The sequence below is a fragment of the Micromonospora luteifusca genome, assembly GCF_016907275.1.
Classification (GTDB): Bacteria; Actinomycetota; Actinomycetes; order Mycobacteriales; family Micromonosporaceae; genus Micromonospora; species Micromonospora luteifusca.
In genome coordinates this window covers 1667649-1689979 of record NZ_JAFBBP010000001.1, presented here as the reverse complement: position 1 = coordinate 1689979, position 22331 = coordinate 1667649, and the positions used below count along the sequence as shown (strand labels likewise).

Below are 22331 nucleotides of genomic sequence, written 5' to 3'. Positions count from 1 at the left end.
GGTCCACCCTTCCGCGACGGCGAGGCTCGGGGAGCGGTGTCATCCGTGAGCGTTATACCTGTGGGTCATGAATATGACTCACAGGTATAACGCTCGCACCGGTACAGCCACCGACTCGCACACACCGCCCGCAGACCGACCCGCAACCGGCTGCCGTACCTTGACCAGCATGGGGCGGTTCGCGCAGTGGCGCGGGATGGTGTGGGCGCAGGGGCAGCGGTTGCGCGTTGGGCTCCTCGGGCCCGAGCACGACGTGTCCGAGCCGCCCGACGACGTGTCCGGGCCGCCGCCGAGCCTGAACCGCCTCGACGCGCTGGTGGAGGGCTTCGCCGCCGGCCAGCCGGTGCGGTGGACCCTGGCCGGGCAACCCCGGCCGCTGCCGGGGCCGGTCGACGTGGTGGCGTACCGGATCATCGAGGAGTCGTTGACCAACGCGTGCCGGCATGCGTCGGGTGCGGCGGTCGCGGTCCGCCTGCGCTACGACTTCACGGGCATCACCATCGAGGTACGCGACGAGGGCGGCGGTCCCGCGTCGTCAGGCGGGGGCACCCAGGGCGCCGGACGGGGTCTGCTCGGGGTACGCAGGCGCGCGGAGCGGCTCGGCGGCACGTTGTCCGCAGGCCCGCGCGCCGGTGGCGGCTTCATCGTGCGGGCCGTCCTGCCCGCGCCCGAGGAGATGGCCGAATGATGATCCGGCTGCGGGGCTTTCGCGATGGGGTGCCCCGGAAATAGGGTGGGGGCGGCGACCGTGCTGGTGGCCGGTGACCCGGTGGGAGGCGCAACCCGCCGGGCCCAGGTGTTTCCACACCCACCGGTGACCGCCCGGGCGCCGCGCACGTCCAGTCACCTCGCCCTGGTCCGCACCTGGAATCCCCATGACAACAACAGGGGAGTAGAACAATGGCGCGACCCATCACGCTCTTCACCGGCCAGTGGGCCGACCTGCCTTTCGAGGAGGTCTGCCGGCTCGCCTCCGAGTGGGGCTACGACGGTCTGGAGATCGCCTGCTGGGGCGACCACTTCGAGGTCGACAAGGCGCTCGCCGACGACTCGTACGTCGAGCGCAAGCGGGAGACCCTCGCGAAGCACAACCTCGAGGTCTTCACGATCTCCAACCACCTGGTCGGTCAGGCGGTCTGCGACCACCCGATCGACGAGCGGCACCAGGACATCCTGCCCGGCCGGATCTGGGGCGACGGGGAGCCCGAGGGGGTCCGTCAGCGGGCCGCCGAGGAGATCAAGGACACCGCGCGGGCGGCGGCGAAGCTCGGCGTGAAGACGGTCGTCGGCTTCACCGGTTCGTCGATCTGGCACACGCTGGCGATGTTCCCGCCGGTGCCGCCGTCGATGATCGAGCGCGGCTACCAGGACTTCGCCGATCGTTGGCACCCGATCCTCGACGTGTTCGACGAGGTGGGGGTGCGGTTCGCGCACGAGGTGCACCCCAGCGAGATCGCGTACGACTACTGGACGACGAAGCGGACGCTGGAGGCGATCGGCAACCGGCCCGCGTTCGGGTTGAACTGGGACCCGTCGCACTTCGTCTGGCAGGAGCTGGACCCGGTGAACTTCATCTTCGACTTCGCCGACCGGATCTACCACGTGGACTGCAAGGACGCGAAGGTGCGTACCGGGGATGGTCGGCGTGGCCGGCTCGCCTCGCACCTGCCCTGGGCCGACCTGCGCCGCGGGTGGGACTTCGTCTCCACCGGGCACGGCGACGTGCCCTGGGAGGACTGCTTCCGCGCGTTGAACGCGATCGGCTACACCGGCCCGATCTCGGTCGAGTGGGAGGACGCCGGCATGGACCGGCTGGTCGGTGCCCCGGAGGCGTTGCAGTTCGTCCGCCGACTCGCCTTCGACGCCCCGAGCGCCGCCTTCGATGCGGCGTTCAGCAGCAAGGACTGACCGGACGCCGGACAGACCACGGGCCGGTCGCCCTGCGGCGACCGGCCCGTCGACGTGCGATTGGTCAGAGCGTGCTGGCGTTCGTGCCCGAGCCGGACGGCTTGGTGCGGGGGTTGTTGGTGGACGACGGCGACCCGGAGGTCGTGCCGACCGTGTTGGAGCCCGCCTTGGCGCCCACGGTGGCGGGCGTGCCGGCGAACGCGTCGTCGGCGGCGGTCAGCTCCGACTTGCCGGTGCTGCCGTTGCCGGTGCCCAACTTCTCGCCCAGTTTGGTCTGGCCGAGCTTGTCCTTGCCCTCGCTGTAGAGCTTGTTGGCCTGGGCCTGTGCGACCCCGGCCGCCTCCTGGACGGTCGGGTGGTCGAGCACCTTGCGGCCCCGGACCACGAGCTCCTCGTACTTTTCCCGGCCGGCACGGGCGCCCAGGACGAATCCCGCAGCCAGCCCGCCAAGAAACATGATCTTTCCGCGCATGGCGGCTCCTTCCGTACCTGACGCGCCGTCGCCCCGGCGGGTTGCCCCGTCGGAAGGCGACCAATTCGCGCCTGCGTCCTCTGTCCGCAGCTAACTACCCATCCTGCTCCCCACTCAAGCATGCTTGTGCCGGGATGGCGATTTACCCTAATTGTCGATGTGTTGCGCGTCCTGAGCTGCCCGTCTTGATCATCAGCGGGTGAGGCAGAACCCACTGGACCGGCACCGGGGGATGTCCTGTATTCTTTTCCCGTCGCACGGCGTCGGCGAGATCCGAAGTCGCGTGGTGCACGATCCCCTGTAGCTCAATTGGCAGAGCAGCCGGCTGTTAACCGGCAGGTTATTGGTTCGAGTCCAATCGGGGGAGCTTCCCCACTCAGCGCCCGTCGGCAGTCCTGCCGGCGGGCGTTTTCGTGTGCGTACCACCGGTTTCGCCCTCCCTCGACCTGCTCGCCCGGCAGGATGGTCGATGTCGACTTAGACTCCCGCTGCGTCGATTGATGCGTCGATTCTTGGGGTGAGTACCGATGTCCGGACGCAGGGCCACGCTGATCGCGGTGGCGGTCGTGCTGGCCTGGTTGGTGATCGGCGGCGTGGCCGGGCCGTACGCCGGGCGCCTCAGCGAGGTCGCCACCAACGACAACGCGGCCTTCCTGCCCACCGACGCCGAGGCGACCCGCGCCCAGGACCTCAGCAGCGAATTCGTCGACCGGCAGACCATCCCGGCGCTGGTCGTCTACGAGCGGCCCTCCGGGATCACCGAAGCGGACCGGCAACGGGCCGGCGCCGACGCCGCCCGGTTCGCCCAGGTGCCCGGAGTCCTCACCCCGCTGCCCCCGCCCATCCCGAGCGAGGACGGCCAGGCACTGCAGGTCGTCGTGCCGGTCGACGATGCCGAGGGGGAGGAGATCGGCTCAGTCGTCAAACAGCTACGCGACATCACCGGCGGCGACCGCGACGGGCTCACCGTGGACGTCGCCGGGCCCGCCGGTCTGCTCGCCGACCTGATCGAGGTCTTCTCCGCCATCGACGGGCCCCTACTGCTGGTCACCCTGGTCGTGGTGCTGATCATCCTGCTGGTGGTCTACCGCAGCCCGGTGCTCTGGATCTTCCCGCTGCTCGCCGCCGGAACGTCGTACGCCCTGGCCTCGGTCTTCGTCTACCTGCTCGCCGACGCGGACGTGGTCAAGCTCAACGGGCAGGCGCAGGGCATCCTCACCGTGCTGGTCTTCGGCGCCGGCACCGACTACGCGCTGCTGATGATCGCCCGCTACCGGGAGGAGCTGCACCGCCACGACCGCCCCTGGGACGCGATGCGTACGGCGTGGAAGGGTGCCGCGCCCGCCATCATCGCCTCCGGCGGCACGGTCATCGTCAGCCTGCTCTGCCTGCTGCTGTCCAGCCTGAACTCCAACCGGGCACTCGGGCCGGTCGCCGCCATCGGCATCGCGGCCACCCTGCTGGTGATGCTCACCTTCCTGCCCGCGTTGCTGGTCCTCGGTGGCCGGTGGGCGTTCTGGCCCCGACGGCCCCGGCAGGACCAGGCCGATCCGCGGATCGAGCACGGCATCTGGAGCCGCGTCGCGGGCTTCGTGGCCCGGCACGCCCGGCCGATCTGGCTGAGCACCGCCGTGGTGCTGGCCCTCCTCACGCTGGGCCTCACGCAGCTCGGCGCCACCACCCTCGGGCAGTCCGACCTGTTCACCCAGCGCACCGACTCGGTGGACGGCCAGGAGGTGATCAACCGGCACTTCCCGGCCGGCACCGGCAGCCCGGCCACCATCTTCACCACCGAGCAGACCGCGCGGCAGGTCGCCCAGGTGGCACAGGGCGTGCCCGGCGTCGCCGAGGTCCGCCCGCTCACCACCGGCCCGCAGACCGGCCCACCCGAGGAGAATGCCACTCCCAAGGTCGTCGACGGGCGGGTGCAACTGGAGGCGACCCTGGCCGACCCGCCCGACAGCGACGGCGCCGAGCGCGCGCTACGCGAGCTGCGGGTGGCCGTACACCAGGTGCCCGGCGCGGACGCGGTGGTCGGCGGCTTCACCGCGATCAACGTGGACACCTCCGACGCCGCGAAGCGCGACCAGAACGTCATCATCCCGGTGGTGCTGGTGGTCATCGCGGTCATCCTGGCCCTGCTACTCCGGGCGCTGCTCGCCCCGGTGCTGCTGATCGCCACGGTGCTGCTCAGCTTCGCGGCCACCCTCGGTCTGTGCGCGCTGCTGTTCCGTCACGTCTTCGGCTTCCCCGGGGTGGACTCGTCGTTCCCGCTGTTCGCGTTCGTCTTCCTGGTCGCCCTCGGCATCGACTACAACATCTTCCTGACGAGCCGGGTACGCGAGGAGTCGGTCAAGCGCGGCACCCGCGCTGGTGTGCTCGCCGGCCTCGCCGTCACCGGCGGCGTGATCACCTCCGCCGGCATCGTGCTCGCCGCGACCTTCTCCGCCCTCGCCGTCCTGCCCCTGGTGGTGCTTGTCGAGCTGGGTACGGCGGTCGCGATCGGGGTACTGATCGACACCATCATCGTCCGGTCGCTGCTGGTGCCCGCGCTCGCGTACGACATCGGGCCGAAGATCTGGTGGCCGGGCCGGTTGTCCCGGGCGAACGGTGAGCGGGAGGCGCGCGATGCTGGCTGAGACCGACGTGGTCATCGTCGGCGGCGGCCTGGCCGGCCTCGCCGCGGCCCGCCGGCTGCACCGTGCCGGCGTGCCCTGGCGGCTGCTGGAGGCCAGCGGCCGGCTCGGCGGGCGGATCGCCACCGACGTCGTCGACGGCTACCTCATCGACCGGGGCTTCCAGGTCCTCAACACCGCCTACCCCCAACTCGGCACGCTGCTCGACACCGACCGACTCAACCTCGGCTACTTCACCTCCGGAGTCCTGGTGCGCAAGGGCGACGACCTGCTGCGGCTGGTCAACCCGAGACGCGAGCCGGCCGGCGGCCCGCGCACCGCGCTCGCCGGAGTCGGCACCCTGCTCGACCGGTTCCGCTTCGCCGCGCTCGCGACCGGCTGCGCGACCCTGCCCACGTCCCGGCTGCTCACCGCACCGGAAACCAGCGCCGAGACGGCGTTGCGCCGGGCCGGCCTCTCCGACGCGTTCATCGAGGAGCTGCTACGGCCATTCCTGTCCGGCGTGTTCATCGAGAAGGAGTTGGCCACCTCCAGCCACGTACTGGCGATGGTGTTGCGCTCCTTCGCCCGCGGCCGGATCGGCCTGCCCGCCGAGGGCATGGCCGCGCTGCCGCGCGCCATCGCCGACCCGCTGCCAGCCGACCTGCTCGACCTGGACACCCCGGTCGCGGAGGTCACCCCCGGCCGGGTCCGCACCCAGGCCGGCGACATCCGCTGCCGGGCCGTCGTGGTCGCCGTCGACCCGCCCGCCGCGTCCGCGCTGCTGCCGGCCCTGGCGACGGTACGCATGCACAGCTACACCACCTACTACCACAGCACAGCCGAGCCGCCGCTTACCGAGCCGATCCTGCTCGTCGACGGCGACCGGCGGGAGATCGTGGCCAACACGGTGGTGCTCAGCAACGCCGCCGCGACGTACGCGCCCGCCGGACGGCACCTCGTGGCCACCTCGGTGGTCGGTCCGACGCCCCCGCCCGAGCCGACCATACGGGCCGAGTTGACCCGGCTGTACGGCCAGTCCACCGCCGACTGGACCCACCTCACCACCGTGGCCGTCCCGAACGCGCTGCCCGCCGCGCCGCCACCGCAGGGGCTGCTGCGTAAGGCCGTGTCGTTGGGGGACGGCCTGTTCGTGGCCGGTGACCACCGGGACAGCCCATCCATCCAGGGCGCACTTGCCAGCGGGTGGCGCAGCGCCGGCGCGGTCCTGGACGTGTTGCGCGCCGGCTGACAGGCCCACCCGAGCACGCTGTTATATTCCTGTAGCCCATCGTGCTGGTGCGGGCGTGGGCACCGGCCGGCTCGGTGCTGGCTGCTGATCGCCGAGCGGGATAAGATCCGGCGCGGTGTTCGGGGCGGTAGCTCAGCCGGTTAGAGCAGGGGACTCATAATCCCTCGGTCGCGGGTTCGAGTCCCGCCCGCCCCACCAACCGTTTTCCCTGTTCAGTGCCTTTCGGTTGCCCGGGCGGACCGCATCGAGGTCCGGGCCGACGCGCAACCTCCTGGCGGTCGCCTTGCTCAGCGCGACGTCGGCTGGAGCTGGTGGGGCATGTTCCAGCCCTCGGCCAGTCGCGACGGGTGCACGTTGGACCCGCCGCCGAAGAACTCGCAGAACTTCATCATCAGCGGGTCCCAGCGCAGTGGGTCCACGTAGCTCGTCCCCGGGATGACCAACTCCTCCTCGACGTACGCGCGCAGTACCTCGACCTGGAAGGCGGTGGCCTGGACAGAGGCCCCGGCGAATGGATGAGCCGCGACGACCCGACATTCGAGCTGGACCGGACACTCCGCGACCCGGGGTGCGCGAACCAGTTCCGACGCCTGCTGAGTCAGACCGGCGACGCCGAACTTGTCTGGCTCGTACCGGTAGCCTTGCCGGACCTTGCTCTCCGGCACGTCCGCCCTGCCGGTGGTAAGCGCGACCCGGTCGACGGCGTCGACCATCGCCGAGGACGGCAGGTTGAGGACGCACTCCCGTTCGCGCAGCAGGTTTGCCGTCGTCTGGCCGCTGTTGCCGAGACCGAGCATGGCGAACTGGCCCAGCCACCAGGCCGACGACATTGGCGCGAGGTTCGCCGTGCCGTTTGGGTTGCGTGAGCTGATCAGCACCACCGGAGTCCCGAAGTAGAGCACCTTGATGCCGGGTACCACGTGCATCGTTCCGCCTTCCATCGGAGCCGGCCCGCGCGACGCACGGGCCACCCCCGACTCTGCGCGTACCCGGCGAACGATGCTGGCGGCCATCGGACGTGGCGCTCGCCGACGGGAGGGCTACCCGTCGCGGGTTCGAGTCCCGCCCCACCGCGCAAGGCCCGCGCGAACCCACACCCAGGCCGAGATCGAGGCCAAGCAAAACGAAGCCATGAAGCTGCAAAACATCGTCGTGGCCACGGGCCTTGACCGGCTACTTCTGCGACCCGTTAAGCGGCGAGCGAGTTGCCTCCATGGGAGCGCGCCCACCGCAGGCCACTGGCATTTGCGCCACGATCTGAGCCGAAGTGCTGCATCGGCAAGAACGGTTTACTCCACACTGGAGGGCCGCCAAACACCGTTCGCCGTGGGCTGACCGCAACCGTTGACACCGATGTGTCGGCAATGTTTCAATCAATGTCTTGGGACGTTGTTAGCGCTAACAACTCCCACTATTGCGGCCATGCGGCAGTCATCGCGACCTGGATGTTGTCGCTCACATCGGCAAGTGACACGCGTGCGCCACAACGGCGACGGAACAGGGCCCCCACATCGTGCGTGACCTTCCGGTGATCGCGCACCAGCAACCCGGCCGCCTCACGGCCACGTCAAAGCTCGGCTCGGTCGAGCAGGACGCAGTAGGAGCTGACCCATTATGTTCAGACCCCCCACCGCCCGCGCCCACCACGGAAGACTCGCCACTCGTGCAGTGATCGCGCTATCGCTTGTCGGCACCTCACTTGCGTTGGCGCTGCCAGCGCAGGCGAACGAGCCGGCGGCTCCAGCCAGACCGCAAGGCCCTTGTGACATCTATGCCGCCGGTTCCACCCCGTGCGTGACCGCCCACAGCACCACACGAGCGCTCTCCGCCTCGTATAACGGCCCGCTCTACCAGGTCCTGCGCACATCGGACCAGGCGGTCAAAGATGTCGGCATCGTCGCACCATCCGCTGGGCCGGTTCCGGACGCGGGCGGATACGCCGACGCCGCCGCGCAGGACGCATTCTGTGCCAGCACGCTCTGTCTGATTACAGTCGTCTACGACCAGTCCGGCAAGGGTAACCACCTTTACCAGGCGCCACCGGGAACGTTCCGGGGCCAGGAGGTGGGGGGCTATAACACGCTTTCGATCGCCGACATGGCCCCGGTGACTGTGAGCGGCCACAAGGCCTACGGCGTCTACATCATGCCGGGCATGGGGTATCGCAACAACGACGCCTCCTACCTCGCGAAGGACGACGAGCCGCAGGGGATCTACATGGTCTTCGACGGCACACACTTCGACAGCGGCTGCTGCTTCAACTACGGCAACACCTCGACCAACAGCCGTGCCGTGGGAACGGGCACCATGGACACCGTCTACTTCGGCACCGCTACCGCCTGGGGGAAGGGCCGCGGCCCCGGCCCCTGGATCATGTCCGACATGGAGGCCGGGCTGTTCTCCGGCTACAACGCTGGCGTGAACGAGGCGGATCCAACCATCGACTCGTGGCGGTTCGTGACCGGATCGGTAAACGGCGGTGGCGGGAATCAATGGGATCTGAGAGGTGGCAACGCGCAGGACGGCACCCTCTCAACCTTCTACAGTGGACCTCGCCCCGGCTCGCTGACCAACAGCACCTACTTCCCGATGCACCGCAGAGGTGCTGTTCAGCTGGGCAATGGCGGCGACAACGGTAACGGCTCAGCCGGTACTTTCTACGAAGGCGTGATGACGGCCGGATACCCGACGGACGCCAGCGTGCAGGCGGTTCAGGCCAACATCGTCGCGGCGAAGTACGAGGTACAGCGGCTGAGCCTTTCGCGGGCCACGACCTTCACACCGGGCTCGACACAGAGTGTCACCGAGACGTTCACGAACACCACCGGCTCACGTGCGACTGACGTCGAGCTGAGCCTTGCCACGCCCAACGGGTGGAAGGCCGTCGTGTCAGGCACCAGCAACACGTCGACGACGATCTCCGCAGTTGAGCCCGGCGCGAGCGTACAGGCGACCTTTACGGTCACCGCGGCGTCAACGATCGGTGCGGGCTACCTGAGTGGCAAGGCGGGGTGGACCAGTCCGACACTTGGCGGGGGCCAGTCGACGTCGATCGCCCAGGCCGTCCGCAACGTACTCCCTGTAAAGATCAACGAGGTCCGGTTCCGGACCAGTAGCAATGCCACCGACCAGTTCATCGAGCTCTACAACCCCACGGGTGTCGGTATCGACATCTCGAACTGGACTCTGACCAACACGCCGGGCCAGTCGGCTGCGACCCTGCTCGCGACGATCCCAGCCTCGACGACGCTCGCGGCCGGCGGCACCTACCTGCTTGGTCTGTCCGGTTCGGGGCTGGCGGCCCCGGCGAGCCCGGGCGCGACCACGATCAACGTCCGAAGCACCACCGGTTTCGCCGTCGGCCAGCAGATCGACATAGACGCCGGCTCGGGCCGGGAGACCCGCGTTGTCCAGGCACTCGGGACCGCGGCCACCGCCCCGACGACGCTGTTCGTGCCCGTCACTACCGGGCCGTGGCTGACGATTCCCGCAGGCTCGACCAATGTGCCGGTCACGAGTGCGGCAGGCTTCGCGGTGGGAGAGAAGGTTGCCATCGACTCCGCCGCCAACTACGAGCTGGCCACGGTGACCGAGGTTGGCAAGGCGGCCACGCAAACGACCCTGTCGGCAGCGGCGGCCGCGGGCGCGTCCAACATCAAGGTCGGGGCCAATGCCAACATGACGGTCGGTGACAAGCTGACGATCGACGCCGGAGAATACAAGGAGGTCGTCACGGTCGCCGAGATCGGCACCACCGGGGTGAACGGAACCGGTATCACTCTGACCGCCCCGCTTCAGTTCAACCACCGCTCGGCCGTCGACGTGTCCGATCGGGGCACCGGCATCAGCTTCTCGCCGGCCACGAGCCGAGCGCATTCGAGCGGAGTGTCGGTTCAGGCGCTCGGCAGCGGCATCACACTCGACACCGCCGTGAACAGCGGCCACCCACTCGGCGCAGCCATCGTGAACCCGCAGGTCACCACGGCGGGATACCAGGGGTCGCCAAGGCCTGAACAGTGGTTCGGAGGCGCTCTGTCCGTCAGTGCCGGCTCGATCGCGCTGCGGGACGCCACCGGCGCGGTGGTCATCGACGCGATGGTCTACGGCTCTCAGCAGAGCAGTTCGAGCGGGAACGGGACCATCGCCAGCCCAGAGCTAGCGGTGATGGAGGCCGACCAGGGCGGCGGAGGCTGCATCGTGGTGGTCGCGGGCTCCGCCGCCGGGCCTGGACGCAGCAACACCCGCGCCCCCGACGGCAAAGATGCCGACAGCCTTTGCCGCGACTTCGTCACCTCCACCGCGCCATCGCCGGGGGTGGCCAAGCCGGTGGTGACCGCGACGGCCGCCCCGGTGAACTGGGGCACCGCCGCGACAGTGACCGTGACCGTGAGTGCCGGCGGCAAGCCTGCCCTCGGCACGGTCGAACTGCGGGAGGGCGACACCGCCCGCGGCACGGCGACTCTCTCCGCCAACGGTGCGACGTTCTCGCTCCCTGCCGGTCTGGCGGCCGGCAACCACGAGCTCACTGCGCTCTACTCGGGCAGCGACACGCTCAGCGCGGCCCAGGGCACCGTAACGCTGACGGTGAACCTGCCGCCCCTGTGGACCTCAACGAAGATTTACAACACGGGCGACAAGGTCAGCCTCGACGGCAAGGTGTACCTGGCGTCCTGGTGGACCCAGAACCAGAAGCCAGGTGACCCGAACGGTCCGTGGCAGGAACTGGCCCTTACCGAGGACGGCCGGACGATCTGGACTGCGTCGCGCATCTTCAACGCCGGCGACCAGGTTTCGTACTCCGGTCATTCCTACGAGGGCAAGTGGTGGACACGCAACCAGGCTCCCGGTAACCCCTACGGACCCTGGAAGCTCCTGAGCTAGCTAGACCAAGCTGAACCTCGTCCCTGATCCGGTTTTCGGACCCCCTGCTGAGCAGGGGGTCCGCTTCGTCGGTGGGGGTCTGTCAGCTACGGGTACGGGTACCGGTCTACCCAAACGCCCGATCACACCTTGAGGGCGTCCACGTCGTACAGCGCTTTCGACGCGTCGCGGGTGGCCAGGGTCAGAACTTCGGTGATCGCCTGTGCCACGAGCAAGGTTGCAGGGACCCGGACGAATCGTTTCGGGGCGTGGAGCAAAGCCTTCAGGCTGTGGCCACACGATCCGCCGTACGCGCCCCTACTGCGGTCCTACGACCTGCTGCAGTGTTGCTCTGTCGGCAGCATTCAACGTGTCGTCGTCGAGCAGGGCGCGCAGCAGTGACGCGTGTTCGGAGAACGCGGCCCTGCACTGCTCGCGTTCCGGATGATCGCTGTCCTTGCCGAGCAGCAGCACCGCGCGCTCGTTGCTGGCGTCGACCGCCTGCGACAACTCAGCGGCGACGACCACGAGGTCGAGCAGGTCGGATCGCACCGAGATCTCCGGGTCGGCCGCCAGGCGGAGCAGGAACGGCAACGCTGCGGGCATCGCCGCGCTGAGGTGGAAGACGCCGCCCATCAGCACGTTGCTGAGTACACGTTCAGCCTCGGGGGCGGTGGCCCGATCCAGCAGCCCCTGGAACAGAAACGGGATGCCAGCCGGGCAGCCAGGAATCTCGGACCACGCGATCTCGGCGCAGCCCCGCAGCGCGGGACGCTCGTTGTCGGCTCGACGGACTTGCGCATGCTCCTGCAGGAACCGGGCGACAGCGGCCTCCTTGGCCGCCGCATCCACCACACACATCCGCTTACGCCCCCACGTGCCACGACGCCGTTCCCTCAAAGCGTCCCTGGGCGGCGCTTTCCTCGAACCAGGCCTGGTCTGCAAGCTAACTTGCTCGCGGACGGAGAGTCATGCCCGCGATTACAGGGCGAATCGGGTGTGATCGACTCCATATCGCCGACATGGGGGTATCTTTCCCGGCGGATACCGCCATGTCGCCGAAACGGTGTGGATCACTGGCCGTCGCCTTACGAGCTGGGTCCGAAGAGGACATCGGCGGAAACGGGGGCGGCGGAGGCGTAAGCGCTGGCTGCTTTCGGATCAGTGGCCGGGCCGCCACCGAAGTGGAGCAGAGGATTTGATGCCAGGCTCCCGATCGGGTCAATGATCTCTACTCGCAGGTTGTGCACAGTGGCGTTGCCTTCGTGCAGTGCCGGAACGAACGCGGCGATGGAACCTGACTCGTATTCGAACACGGACCAGGCGATGTCGTAACATGCCGTCCTCAGCACGAAGAGCTGGCCATTGCCGATATCGCTCTCTCTGAGTCTCGGCGCAGCGCGAAGAACGGCGTCGGCCAGGCTCCGAGGGGGGATCGCGCCGTGAACCATCAGGGGCAACCCGCACGCGTCCATCATTTTCATCATCGTTTCGACGACGGTTCCAAGCTGCCTGTTGCTCAGCGTCAGTTTCAAAATAGGACCCCTTCTCGAGCGGTACTAATTCCACTGCGAATGGACAACTTGGTGCGGAGGGCCAGAAATGGCGTGCGGTAACGTGTCCTGTATATCCGGGGAGAGAATTGCCGCAGTCTGAATTGTCGCCTATCGGACAGTGCTCCGGGGTCTCAATTACTGCAGGCGAAGCCCCGCCTCGAATCAGGGTCTGCGTCGGTCAACGCTTGAAACGCCCAAATCATTCAATACGCCGCAACTCGAACCCCGAACCCCGCCCTCGGAGATCCGCAGGGCAGCGAGGCTCAGATGCAGGCTATAGAGTCAGACCAGTCGGACGGCGCCGTACACAATGGAGGCGGGGATGCGTAAGGCATTTTCTGTTGTCGGGGCCGCCATCGGCCTGATAATTGCTCTGTACTTCATTGTTCGGGCCGTGATCGAACCGTTCGTCATTGACTTTTCCGACCCCGCCAGTTATCAAAATGACTGGGGCGCGCCGAGTCTGGCAGCCGTCCTTGCCGTCCACTGCGGCCCGGGGGTCCTGGCGGCCGTCATAATCATCGTCGTCATCGTGCGCCGAGCGCGAGCCAAGGCAGACAAGCTCCGATAAGGAGACCCCGCACGCGGTCAGACCAGCCGGCGTCGGATCCACCAGAGAGAGAACAGGGACAGTGTGGCGGCCAGCGTGAACAGCACGCCGAACTCCCGCCACTGCAGGGTCCAGAACTTGGAGCCGGGCACGTAGGTCACCTTCAGGCTGAGGTTCTGTTTCTCCAGCCATCTCGGGCACGTCTCGCGGTGGCGGGCGGCCGTCGGACCACACTGGGTCATGTCGGCCGGCCCACTGAATTCGGTTCCAGTCGAGGTGATCGCGGTGCTCGACATGACCCAGTCACCCCGGCGGTCCGGCTCGACGTGGAGCGTCATCCGCCCGGTGTCGGGGCTCATCGAGATCCCGTACCTCCCGTCCACATCCAGCGGGCTGACCGTGCTGACCGGTTGGGCCAACCAGGGGCGCACCACGAATGGCGCGGTGATCTGGAGGCTGGCGATCACGAGCAGGGTCACCGCCATCGCGGCGAGGGTCCGCCGCAGCAGCAGCCCGGTGGTGACGCCCACCAGGAAGGCCAGCGCCGCGTAGCCGACCGGCACGACCCCCCGGGCCGCGAACACCAGCGGGTTCATCCGGTCCGCCGAGGCCCCGTCGATCGGCTGCGCCCACCTGGTGAGCATCAGGCTGAGCAGGCCGGCGCCGAGCGCTGCGGCCCCACCGCCGACCACCAGCTTGACCAGCAGCCAGCGGACACGGCTGACGGACTGGCTGAAGACCATTCGGTACGTGCCGGACTCCAGCTCCCGGGCCACCAGCGGCGCGCCCCAGAAGATGCCTACCAGGGCGGGCAGCAGGTACAGGGCTGCGATGGCGACGATGTGGAACTCGTTCGCCCACTTCGGTTGCAGCGCTTGGAGAAACGCGTCGCCTGCGGCGCGGCAGGCATCGCCCTGGCAGCCGGTGTATCCGGTCTGCGCGGCGAGTTCCGTCACGTCCGCCCAGGTCAGCGCCAGGCCACCCATGAGCACGAGCAACAGGGCGCCGGTGGTCAGGGCCGGGGTCCGGAACTGCCGCCAGGTCATCCAGATCATCGCTGTCCCTCCAGGACCCGGTCCGGCCCGGTGTCGGCGGCTCCACTCATGTACGCCAGCACGATGTCCTCCAGGTCCAGCTGACCGACCCGCCAGGACGGGTCGTCGATCGGCGCGGTGCTGCGTACCAGCAGGGTCGACTGCACGTCGGTGTGGCTCTGCTCCACCAGGGCCCGCCGGCGCCCAGGTCGATGGTGTCGCGCCGCTGCCCGACCATTCGGTGGTGAGTGGCGAGCAGGTCCTCCACGTCGCCGGCCACCCGTACCTGAGAGGCGACCAGCACGATCAGGTAATCGCAGACCCGTTCCAAGTCGGCGACCAGGTGCGAGGACATCACGATGCTCATGCCCTGCGCTGCGGTCAGCTCCATCAGCCCCTGGAGGAAGTTGCGCCGGGCGAGCGGGTCGAGTGCCGCCACCGGCTCGTCGAGCAGCAGGAGATTGGGCCGCTTCGCCGCGGCGACGGTCAGGGCCAGCTGGGCGCGCTGGCCGCCGGAGAGCTTGCCGGCTTTCTGTGCGGGGTCCAGGCCGACCTGGGCGATCCGCTGCTCGGCGAGCGCGCTGTCCCAGGATGGGTTGAGGTGCGCGCCCATCCGCAGGTGGTCCGCAACGGTCAGGCCGGCATAGACCGGAGTGTCCTGCGCGACGAACCCGACCCGCGGCGACCCGCTGACCGGCCGCGCGCCGAGCACCTCGATCCGCCCCGCGGTCGGATCGAGCAGCCCGCAGGCCAGTTGCAGCAGCGTGGACTTACCGGCGCCGTTCGGCCCGACCAGACCCACGACGTGGCCGGCCGGGATGTCCAGAGTGCAGTTCCTGAGTGCGGTGCGCCGTCCGTACCGCTTGGTCAGACCGTCCGTGATCAGCGCGCTAGTCATGCTCGGGCCTCCGAAAACGCACGAAAACTGGTGAGGAAGAGCGCCTCGATGCTTCCGGGATACCGGACGGCTCACAGCCCCCACAACGCCGCCATGCCCAACACGACAATCCCCACTGCGAACGGCCACCAGCGACCTCGGGGCGGACCAGGGCGGCGGCCGAAGTCGCCAGGAGGAGCACGTCTCACGAAACGGCGGTGAGGATCTCCGCTCGCGTCGCCGCGATGTGGTGGCGGCGCACCGGGTACATCGTCGGGTGGGAGACCCCCCAGGCCGCGCCGGTGCAGACGATCTCCTTGTAGCGGGCCGCCAGCCGCCCGGTGAGGAGGGATGGCTTGGCACGATCGTCGGCGGTCACGTACTGGATGATGCCGTCGCGGCGACCGAGGCTGATGCACTGGTTGAAGTAGCGCAGCCCAGTTTTGGGGATCTTCCGACCGGTCAGACGGGCGGCGATGGCGTCGGCGGCCTGCCAGGCCATCGGGCCCCCCGTGGCGCAGGACATCCGCAGGGGCTTGCCGCCCGGCCCTTCCGCCAGCGCGGCGTCGCCGACGGCGTACACCTCGGGGTGTGAGACCGACCGCATGGTGGCGTCGACGACGATCTGCCCGGTCGGTGCGACGGTCAGGCTCGTGGCGGCGGCGATGGGATGGACGGCGAAGCCGGCCGTCCAGACGGTCACCTGGGCCGGGAGCACCCGGCCGTCGACGGTGACCGCGCCGGTGGCCTCGACTCGCGCGATGTCGGCGTGCTCGTGCACGGTGATGCCAAGTCGGTCGCAGACTCCGCGCAGATGCCGCTGCGCCTTCTCGTTCAGCCAGTCACCGAGGCCACCACGGGCGGCGATCGCCACGTCGAGGTCCGGCCGGGCCTCCGCGATCTCGGTGACCGCTTCGAGGCCGGTGAGACCCCCGCCGACGACGAGCACCGTCCCACCGGCCGCGAGCTGGTCGAGGCGGTCGCGCAACCGCAACGCCGAGGGCCTGCCGGCGATGTCGTACGCGTGCTCGACGACGCCGGGGACCCCGTGGTTCGCGGCCGCGCTGCCGAGGGCGTAGACGAGCGTGTCGTACCCGATCTCGCCGGTGCCGTGCTCGGCGACGAGCGCGACGGTCCTGCGGTCGACGTCGACGGCGGTGACCCGGGCCTGGCGGACCTCGACGCCGGTGCCCGCGTAGACATCGGTCAGGGGCCGGGGCTTGAGGTGCTGGCCGGTGGCGAGCTGGTGCATACGGACCCGCTCGACGAAATCGGCGTCGGCGTTGACGACGGTGATCTCCGTGTCCTCGGGGTGCAGCCGCTTGGCGAGGCGCCCGGCGGCGATCGCTCCGGCGTATCCGGCCCCGAGGACGACGATGCGGTGCTTCATGGTGTCACTCCTGTCTGGGTGGTTGTCGCTACCTGAACCGGACAGCGACCCGATTCCTGACAGGAGTCGGCTATGACCTGGGTCACCAGCCGTCGAGTAGAGGCTCCCCATGCTCGGCGGCGGCCCACTGGCGCGTGGCGCGGACGAGTTTGTCGGGGTTGGCCTGGCTGTGGATTGCCGCGACACCCTCCGGCGTCACCTCCAGGCAGATGACGCCGAAGACCTGGCCGTTGATCACGAGCACCACGGCGGGACCGCCGTTGACGACGTCGGCGTAGAAGGCGAGGCTGCCGCCCACGAGGTTCCGCTTGACGTCGGTGGGCTTGAACAGCCCGCGCAGGAACCTCGCCACCGCCAGTGCGCCAACGACCGGCGTGGACCGGGTCGGGATCGTGCCGGCGGTGTCGCCGGTGCTCGTCACGTTGTCGGTCAGCAACTCGATCAACGGCTGGATCTCGCCGCTGGTGGCCGCGGTGAGGAACTCCGCGGCGATCTTCCGCGCGGCGGCTTCGTCCACCGCCGCGCGGGGCCGGCCCGAAGCGACGTGCTGCTTGGCGCGTCGGAAGATCTGCTGGCAGTTCGACTCGGTGATGTCGAGGAAGTCGGCGATCTCGCCGTGCGAGTAGCCGAATGCCTCGCGCAGCACGTACACCGCACGTTCGTTGGTCGACAGTCGCTCCATCAGGGTGAGCACCGCCATCGACACCGATTCGCGCTGCACGGCGGTGTCGACCGGGCCGAGCATTCGGTCCCCGGCGAGGACCGGCTCGGGCAGCCAGGCGCCCACATAGGTCTCCCGCCTGGCCCGCGCCGAGGTGAGCTGGTTGAGGCACAGGTTGGTGAGCACCTTCGTCAACCACGCCTCGGGCGTCTCGACGCGCTCCCGGTCGGCGGCCTGCCAGCGCAGGAACGTGTCCTGAACCGCGTCCTCCGCGTCACTCGCCGAGCCCAGCAGGCGATAGGCGATCGCCTCTAGGCGCGCCCGGGAGCGTTCGAACAGCTCGACCTCGTCCAGACTGAGCACCATGGCTCGACAGTATCCACGCCTGGCACGCATGTAGGGTCCCGGCTGGGAAGGTACGGCAGCGCGCAAGGGAGAGGGCCGGCGACGATGCAGGCGTCGGAGTTCCAGCACGCGGTGGCCGCCGCCAGGTCGATCGCCGCATCGGTTGACCTGACGGTCGACGACGCTGTCGTTCTTCAGAACTCGAACAAGCTGACTCTGCGTCTGCTGCCGTGTGACGTCCTGGCCCGGGTGGCACCTGCAGCGAACCATGTCGCACACACCGAGATTGAGCTGGCGCAACGGCTCACCGAATCCGGCAGCCCGGTAGCTGCTCTTGAGCCTCGGGTGGAGCCACGTGTCTACGAGCGTGACGGGTTCGTGGTCACGCTGTGGACCTACTACGAATCCGCGACGCATCGAGAGGTCTCACCAGCCGACTACGCCGATGCGCTCGGGCGGCTGCATACCGGCATGCGCAATCTCGATGTCCCCGCGCCGCACTTCACCGATCGAGTCGAGCGGGCCCAGCAACTCGTGGCAAGCCGCGACCGCACCCCGGCCCTCGCCGACGCGGACCGGGAACTCCTCGGCAACACCTTACGAAGCCTGCGGCGAGTGATCGGCCAGCGTGACGGGGCCGAGCAGCTACTGCACGGCGAGCCGCACCCGGGCAACGTGCTCGCCACGAGGAACGGGCTGCTGTTCATAGACCTCGAGACGTGCTGCCGTGGGCCGGTCGAGTTCGACCTCGCCCATGCGCCCGAAGAAGTCGGCGAGCACTATCCGGGTGCCGATCAGGGCCTGTTACGCGAATGCCGGATCCTCGTGCTGGCGATGATCACAACGTGGCGTTGGGATCGAGACGACCAACTCCCCAACGGGCGCCGGCTGGGCACCGAGTGGCTCAGCCAGATCCGAGCAGCGCTCGACCGCGACGGCCTGGGTATCCGAAGCTGAGAGTGGCGGCCACCGCCGCCAGGCAGATCACGACCGCGGCGATGAGCGGCGGGCGTCCGCCGAGGTGCACGGCCGCCGAGCCGAGTGGGATCGCCACCACGAGAGGCCCGAACATCGCGGTGTTGGCCGTTGCGGAGACCCGGCCGAGCAGCCCCGACGGTGTGTGCGTCTGCACGGCGGTCACGGCCGCGACAAGCGTCCAGGGCAGGCCGACGCCGGCCACTGCCGCGCCGACAACCGTGGCCGGCCACCATGGAAGGCACCGGGCCAGGCAACCGACGGCGAACAGCATCGTTCCGGCGATACCGACAGTGACCGGACCCCGGCCGGTGATGAGCCGGCCGACGACCAGGCCACCGATGATGGAACCGGCACCCTGGGCGCTGGTCAGCACGCCCAGGAACGTCGCCGGTAGGCGCAGCTCCGTGACGACGACCGCGTAGATCGCCGCGGTCGTGAATCCGGACATGGCGATCGACGCGGCGGCGAGCACGACCGGCACGCCCGTCGCTCGCTGTTTGAACAGGACCGACAATCCGGTACGCGGAACAGGGTGCCGCTGCGACGGTTGGTCGGGTGGCGTCCGGCTCAGGCGCACCGTCGCGTACAGGATGGCGACCAGGACCGGCATGGCCGCGCTGAGTACGACGACCGCGTGCCCGCCGCGCCACGTGTAGAGGCCGGCTCCGGCCAGGGGAGCGACGAGCTTCATGCCCTCCTGCGCACTTGAGCGCCAGCCGTTGACGTCGCCGAGTTCGGTCGGTGACAGCGCGGACGGCAGCAGCGCCGTCTCGCCTGCGCCGATGAGCACGTAACTGACGCCGTAGACGGACGAGACGGCGAAGATGAGCCACGTCTGCCCTGGCCCTCGTACCGCGAAGAGCGCCAGGAGGGCGACGGCCAACATGAGGTTGACCGCGATGACCAGCGGCCGTCGGGGCGCCCGGTCGAGCAGACCGCCCAGCCATGGGCCGGCAAGCACCGGGGCGTACACGCACAGCCCGGTGAGGGCCGCGAGCCCGGTCGAGCCGGTGAGATCCAGGACCCAGATGCCGGCCACCAGGGACATGGCGCTGCTGCCGAACCCGGACAGCAGTGAGATCGCCACGAACAGTCCCGCGTTGCGACGCATGAGCCCTCCAGGGTTGAGCCGAGACGACTCACATCCTGATTCTTGAGCTACAGCTAGGCAATGCCGGCGGCTCGTGTCAACGTGTCATTGACAGTGCCGCGTCGGCCCTCGCTGCCGCGGCGCGTACGGGCACCGGCAGGCATTCGCCCGCCTCGGCCAGGTCAGCGACGAGGTGCAGGGCCAACGCGTACAGCGAGCCCGGGACGGCATCCAGCGCGGCGTCCACCGTGCTTCGCACCAGCGCCGCCCGAGCGAACCGGGTGTCCCATCGGCGGTCCGTGGCGATCCACCGCCCGAGGTCCGCCACGGCGTTCCGCAGCTCCGCGATCCGCGCCGAATAATCGAGATCCAGGTGCTGCCGACGTGACCACCGCGCCGCCACCAGGCGCTGCCGGCGCTGCTCCGCGGCCTGCCGGCTGCCCAGGCCCAGCGCCTCCGCGATTTGTGCCCACGTCGCGCCGTCGTGACGCGCCCGGTCGATGAGCGCCAACTCCTGCTCGTCCAGTCGGGCACGGGTAGCGCGAACGTCCGCCAACTGAGCCAGGTCCGCCGTCACGTGTCAACGCTACATTGACACCACGTGCTGCTCCCTCATGGCGGTGGTGGGTTCTAGGCCGAAGTTGGCGCGCGCACCATGAACACGTCCACCGGGTCCTCGGTCTCGAGCGTGAATCCGTGCCGCTCGTACAACCGCCGCGCCGGACTGCCCTGCAACACGTTCAGTCGGACCCGGGTGCCGTCGCGGTCGCACCGCTCCAGCAACTCGCGCAGCACCGCCGTGCCGATGCCGCTGCCCTGCAGGTGCGGCGCCAGGTAGAAGTGCTCCAGCCAGCGGGCGTCGTCCGCCGGGCGCAGCGCCACGCAGCCGGCGAACGCGCCGCCCACCTCGACAACCCAGGTGTACGCCGGTACGAACCCGTCCCGCAGGCGCTGCCGGACCCGTTGCTCGTCGTACCGCCCGAGCCGTTCCAGATCGGCCCGCAGCACCACGGCCCGCAGTTCGGCCACCGCGTCGACGTCCGTCAGCGAAGCCGGTCGAAGTGTCCAGTCCTCCATGATCACCAGGCTATCCAGCTCCCGCGGCTCCAGCGTTGGTGCAGCCCGGCGATGACGTCCCCGCAACCGCGCCGATTCGCATTTTCCCAGGTCAGAGTGGGTCCCTGTCGCCAACCGGACAAGACGGGGGAGCCCCGGGCGGGGCACTGTTGGGGCAGGTACTGACGCCGTTGGGGGCGCGCCCGCAGCGGTTTCATTCCTCGCCGGGACAAGGACGTCATCACCGCCGACACCGCTCACGGCCACGTCGCCTGCGCCGGTGTCCCGCCCTTCTTTTCGCACCCCGTGCAGGATGCCGGTCCGGCGTCGGTCATTCGCTCCGCCCGGACCGCGACCAATCAGAGGGGGCCCACATGGCCACTCCCACCGCGATCGCAGCCCTGAGCGCGTCGGCCTACTCGCCGGGCGATCAGATGCTGCTGACCGTCAACTACTCCGACGCCGACAACAAACCGCTCACCGTCACCATCGTGGTCACCGACGCGCGGGGCAACAGCAGCGCACCGGTCACCGCCAACGTCGTCATCGACCCGCTCACCGTCAGCGTCACCGACGACTCCGGCCGTGCCTGGGCCCGCGTCTCCGACAACGGCGCGGTCGCCGTGTACCGAGCGGTGGCGTGATGCCCCGCGTCACCGTCCGGGTCCGCGACGCCGCCGGTCACACCGCGACGGCCACCGCCGACTACATCGTGGCAAGCCAACCCATTCTCGGCGGCTACTACCTTTCCGGTGGTGCCGACCCGACCGCCGACATGACCGGCGGCAACTTCCGCTCGCTCACCCAGTACCGCAGCTTCGCCGACGGCTTCGTCTTCCCCGGCTACAACCGGCCCTGGCTGATCACCCTGGGCCGGGCGGGGATCCGGATGAACATGGTCCTGGAGTTGAAGCACTACGGGGCCCCGGACACCGGGCCGCAGACCTTCACCGTGGACGGCACCACCTACACCGTGCCGGCACCGTCGATGACCATCCAGCAGCGTCCCGGCACGACCTGGCCGAAGGCGTACGGGTACAGCCAGGTGCTCAACGGCCAGTGCGACGGGTTGTTCCACCGCGCTCTGGCGCAGTATCGGACGCTCGGCTTCGGCGTGAACATCCAACTCGCCTCCGAATTCGACACCGACCACGAGTTCGGCACCACCGACGCCGGTGTGGCGTACACCTGGGCGCAGTCAGACGCCCGCGCGGTGCAGGCGGTCAACTACATCCTCACCTGGTTCAAGGCGCGGACGCTGCCCGGCGGCACGACCTTCTCGGTCGGGATCGGCGGCTTCGACCGGGCCTCCTTCCAGCGCCTCCACCCGGAACCGCTGATGACCCGTCTGGATTTCCTGCAGTGGAACGTCTACGCCACCAACGCCAGCCACACCGCGCTGGCCCGGTTCCGCCGCACCAAGGACTGGGCGGTGGCCGACCTCGGGCCGGTGGCACTGTCCCGTCCGGTGCTCATCGCCGAGTGGGGGGTGCGGGTGGCGGAAATCCCCGACCAGGCTGCCTGGATCGCGACCGTGCCGGCGGCCATCGCCCAGCTCAACGCCGAGCGTGGGCCACTTATCGCGTGCACCAACTACTTCAACTCGGGGTGGGGCACACTCACACCGAAGGCGACCGGGTTGGCCGCGCTGCGGTCGGCGTACGCCACCCCGCCGTTCGTCTGAACG

At 69.0% G+C, this 22331-nt stretch carries 19 protein-coding genes, 2 tRNA genes and 1 pseudogene; 11 read left to right on the top strand and 11 right to left on the bottom strand.

The features are described 5' to 3' along the window. The first annotated feature begins 169 nt into the window (after nt 1–169). Both JOD64_RS07190 and JOD64_RS07185 read left to right on the top strand, forming a co-directional pair. Complete coding sequence (locus JOD64_RS07190; protein ID WP_204941521.1) at nt 170–688, top strand: sensor histidine kinase; 519 nt, start codon at nt 170–172, stop codon at nt 686–688. A gap of 212 nt (nt 689–900) precedes the next feature. Then, a complete protein-coding gene (locus tag JOD64_RS07185; RefSeq protein ID WP_204941520.1) occupies nt 901–1908 on the top strand; it encodes a sugar phosphate isomerase/epimerase family protein in 1008 nt (335 codons plus the stop codon). A gap of 64 nt (nt 1909–1972) precedes the next feature. On the opposite strand, the gene JOD64_RS07180 is transcribed toward JOD64_RS07185, so the two are convergent. Continuing rightward, complete coding sequence (locus tag JOD64_RS07180) at nt 1973–2380, bottom strand: hypothetical protein (protein ID WP_204941519.1); 408 nt, start codon at nt 2378–2380, stop codon at nt 1973–1975. A gap of 294 nt (nt 2381–2674) precedes the next feature. Here JOD64_RS07180 and JOD64_RS07175 point away from each other — a divergent pair. The 4 genes from JOD64_RS07175 to JOD64_RS07160 all read left to right on the top strand — a co-directional run bounded on the left by JOD64_RS07175 (nt 2675) and on the right by JOD64_RS07160 (nt 6445). Then, nucleotides 2675–2747: transfer RNA gene (locus JOD64_RS07175), tRNA-Asn, on the top strand. A gap of 160 nt (nt 2748–2907) precedes the next feature. Continuing rightward, a complete protein-coding gene (locus tag JOD64_RS07170; RefSeq protein WP_204941518.1) occupies nt 2908–5019 on the top strand; it encodes an MMPL family transporter in 2112 nt (703 codons plus the stop codon). Then, nucleotides 5009–6247 carry an FAD-dependent oxidoreductase gene (locus tag JOD64_RS07165; RefSeq protein ID WP_204941517.1) on the top strand — a complete coding sequence of 413 codons (1239 nt, stop codon included), beginning with the start codon at nt 5009–5011 and terminating at the stop codon, nt 6245–6247. Before JOD64_RS07170 ends, JOD64_RS07165 begins: the two co-directional genes overlap by 11 nt. A gap of 121 nt (nt 6248–6368) precedes the next feature. Continuing rightward, nucleotides 6369–6445: transfer RNA gene (locus JOD64_RS07160), tRNA-Ile, on the top strand. Between the two features lie 89 nt (nt 6446–6534). Here JOD64_RS07160 and JOD64_RS07155 read toward each other — a convergent pair. Next, nucleotides 6535–7173 carry a flavin reductase family protein gene (locus tag JOD64_RS07155; RefSeq protein ID WP_204941516.1) on the bottom strand — a complete coding sequence of 213 codons (639 nt, stop codon included), beginning with the start codon at nt 7171–7173 and terminating at the stop codon, nt 6535–6537. Nucleotides 7174–7861: 688 nt separating this feature from the next. Here JOD64_RS07155 and JOD64_RS07150 point away from each other — a divergent pair. Continuing rightward, entirely contained in the window at nt 7862–11128 is a 3267-nt protein-coding gene (locus tag JOD64_RS07150) for an arabinofuranosidase catalytic domain-containing protein (RefSeq protein WP_204941515.1), read from the top strand. Nucleotides 11129–11425: 297 nt separating this feature from the next. Here JOD64_RS07150 and JOD64_RS07145 read toward each other — a convergent pair whose 3' ends face one another. Together JOD64_RS07145 and JOD64_RS07140 are read right to left on the bottom strand one after the other, a co-directional pair. Then, nucleotides 11426–11959 (bottom strand): hypothetical protein, encoded by a 534-nt coding sequence (locus JOD64_RS07145; RefSeq protein WP_204941514.1) that lies wholly within the window; start codon nt 11957–11959, stop codon nt 11426–11428. Nucleotides 11960–12195: 236 nt separating this feature from the next. After that, nucleotides 12196–12642, bottom strand: coding sequence for a hypothetical protein (locus tag JOD64_RS07140; protein ID WP_204941513.1), 447 nt, complete (start codon nt 12640–12642; stop codon nt 12196–12198). A gap of 343 nt (nt 12643–12985) precedes the next feature. Between JOD64_RS07140 and JOD64_RS07135 the strand changes: the two genes are divergently transcribed. Next, on the top strand, nt 12986–13234 hold the full coding sequence (locus JOD64_RS07135; RefSeq protein ID WP_204941512.1) for a hypothetical protein: 249 nt from the start codon (nt 12986–12988) through the stop codon (nt 13232–13234). Between the two features lie 17 nt (nt 13235–13251). Here the strand turns inward: JOD64_RS07135 and JOD64_RS07130 are convergent, their stop codons facing one another. The 4 genes and pseudogenes from JOD64_RS07130 to sigJ form a co-directional block, all read right to left on the bottom strand. Further along, entirely contained in the window at nt 13252–14268 is a 1017-nt protein-coding gene (locus JOD64_RS07130; protein ID WP_204941511.1) for an ABC-2 membrane transporter-related protein, read from the bottom strand. Beyond that, nucleotides 14265–15145: pseudogene (locus tag JOD64_RS07125) on the bottom strand (ABC transporter ATP-binding protein). The gene JOD64_RS07130 and the pseudogene JOD64_RS07125 overlap by 4 nt, the downstream one beginning before the upstream one ends. A gap of 184 nt (nt 15146–15329) precedes the next feature. After that, a complete protein-coding gene (locus JOD64_RS07120) occupies nt 15330–16514 on the bottom strand; it encodes an NAD(P)/FAD-dependent oxidoreductase (RefSeq protein ID WP_204941510.1) in 1185 nt (394 codons plus the stop codon). An 82-nt stretch (nt 16515–16596) separates the two neighbouring features. Further along, nucleotides 16597–17541 (bottom strand): RNA polymerase sigma factor SigJ, encoded by a 945-nt coding sequence (gene sigJ, locus JOD64_RS07115; protein WP_204941509.1) that lies wholly within the window; start codon nt 17539–17541, stop codon nt 16597–16599. 84 nt (nt 17542–17625) lie between these two features. Here sigJ and JOD64_RS07110 point away from each other — a divergent pair, with 84 nt between their 5' ends. Beyond that, complete coding sequence (locus JOD64_RS07110; protein WP_204941508.1) at nt 17626–18477, top strand: phosphotransferase enzyme family protein; 852 nt, start codon at nt 17626–17628, stop codon at nt 18475–18477. Here the strand turns inward: JOD64_RS07110 and JOD64_RS07105 are convergent. From JOD64_RS07105 to JOD64_RS07095, 3 genes are all read right to left on the bottom strand, one after another. Beyond that, nucleotides 18425–19609: an MFS transporter gene (locus JOD64_RS07105; RefSeq protein WP_204941507.1), complete on the bottom strand. Its 1185-nt coding sequence runs from the start codon at nt 19607–19609 to the stop codon at nt 18425–18427. The genes JOD64_RS07110 and JOD64_RS07105 overlap by 53 nt on opposite strands. 76 nt (nt 19610–19685) lie before the next feature. Continuing rightward, entirely contained in the window at nt 19686–20165 is a 480-nt protein-coding gene (locus JOD64_RS07100; RefSeq protein ID WP_204941506.1) for a hypothetical protein, read from the bottom strand. A gap of 53 nt (nt 20166–20218) precedes the next feature. Beyond that, nucleotides 20219–20665 carry a GNAT family N-acetyltransferase gene (locus JOD64_RS07095; protein WP_204941505.1) on the bottom strand — a complete coding sequence of 149 codons (447 nt, stop codon included), beginning with the start codon at nt 20663–20665 and terminating at the stop codon, nt 20219–20221. 353 nt (nt 20666–21018) lie between these two features. Between JOD64_RS07095 and JOD64_RS07090 the strand changes: the two genes are divergently transcribed. Continuing rightward, nucleotides 21019–21288 (top strand): hypothetical protein, encoded by a 270-nt coding sequence (locus tag JOD64_RS07090; protein WP_204941504.1) that lies wholly within the window; start codon nt 21019–21021, stop codon nt 21286–21288. Next, nucleotides 21288–22328 carry a hypothetical protein gene (locus JOD64_RS07085; protein WP_204941503.1) on the top strand — a complete coding sequence of 347 codons (1041 nt, stop codon included), beginning with the start codon at nt 21288–21290 and terminating at the stop codon, nt 22326–22328. The genes JOD64_RS07090 and JOD64_RS07085 overlap by 1 nt, the downstream gene beginning before the upstream one ends. The last annotated feature ends 3 nt before the right edge of the window (nt 22329–22331 follow it).

Excerpts from the sequence above, each read along its gene's own strand:
- JOD64_RS07190 (WP_204941521.1), top strand. The coding sequence starts at position 170 with ATGGGGCGGTTCGCGCAGTGGCGCGGGATGGTGTGGGCGCAGGGGCAG.
- JOD64_RS07185 (WP_204941520.1), top strand. The coding sequence starts at position 901 with ATGGCGCGACCCATCACGCTCTTCACCGGCCAGTGGGCCGACCTGCCT.
- JOD64_RS07180 (WP_204941519.1), bottom strand. The coding sequence starts at position 2,380 with ATGCGCGGAAAGATCATGTTTCTTGGCGGGCTGGCTGCGGGATTCGTC.
- JOD64_RS07170 (WP_204941518.1), top strand. The coding sequence starts at position 2,908 with ATGTCCGGACGCAGGGCCACGCTGATCGCGGTGGCGGTCGTGCTGGCC.
- JOD64_RS07165 (WP_204941517.1), top strand. The coding sequence starts at position 5,009 with ATGCTGGCTGAGACCGACGTGGTCATCGTCGGCGGCGGCCTGGCCGGC.
- JOD64_RS07155 (WP_204941516.1), bottom strand. The coding sequence starts at position 7,173 with ATGCACGTGGTACCCGGCATCAAGGTGCTCTACTTCGGGACTCCGGTG.
- JOD64_RS07150 (WP_204941515.1), top strand. The coding sequence starts at position 7,862 with ATGTTCAGACCCCCCACCGCCCGCGCCCACCACGGAAGACTCGCCACT.
- JOD64_RS07135 (WP_204941512.1), top strand. The coding sequence starts at position 12,986 with ATGCGTAAGGCATTTTCTGTTGTCGGGGCCGCCATCGGCCTGATAATT.
- JOD64_RS07130 (WP_204941511.1), bottom strand. The coding sequence starts at position 14,268 with ATGATCTGGATGACCTGGCGGCAGTTCCGGACCCCGGCCCTGACCACC.
- JOD64_RS07120 (WP_204941510.1), bottom strand. The coding sequence starts at position 16,514 with ATGAAGCACCGCATCGTCGTCCTCGGGGCCGGATACGCCGGAGCGATC.
- sigJ (WP_204941509.1), bottom strand. The coding sequence starts at position 17,541 with ATGGTGCTCAGTCTGGACGAGGTCGAGCTGTTCGAACGCTCCCGGGCG.
- JOD64_RS07110 (WP_204941508.1), top strand. The coding sequence starts at position 17,626 with ATGCAGGCGTCGGAGTTCCAGCACGCGGTGGCCGCCGCCAGGTCGATC.
- JOD64_RS07105 (WP_204941507.1), bottom strand. The coding sequence starts at position 19,609 with ATGCGTCGCAACGCGGGACTGTTCGTGGCGATCTCACTGCTGTCCGGG.
- JOD64_RS07095 (WP_204941505.1), bottom strand. The coding sequence starts at position 20,665 with ATGGAGGACTGGACACTTCGACCGGCTTCGCTGACGGACGTCGACGCG.
- JOD64_RS07090 (WP_204941504.1), top strand. The coding sequence starts at position 21,019 with ATGGCCACTCCCACCGCGATCGCAGCCCTGAGCGCGTCGGCCTACTCG.
- JOD64_RS07085 (WP_204941503.1), top strand. The coding sequence starts at position 21,288 with ATGCCCCGCGTCACCGTCCGGGTCCGCGACGCCGCCGGTCACACCGCG.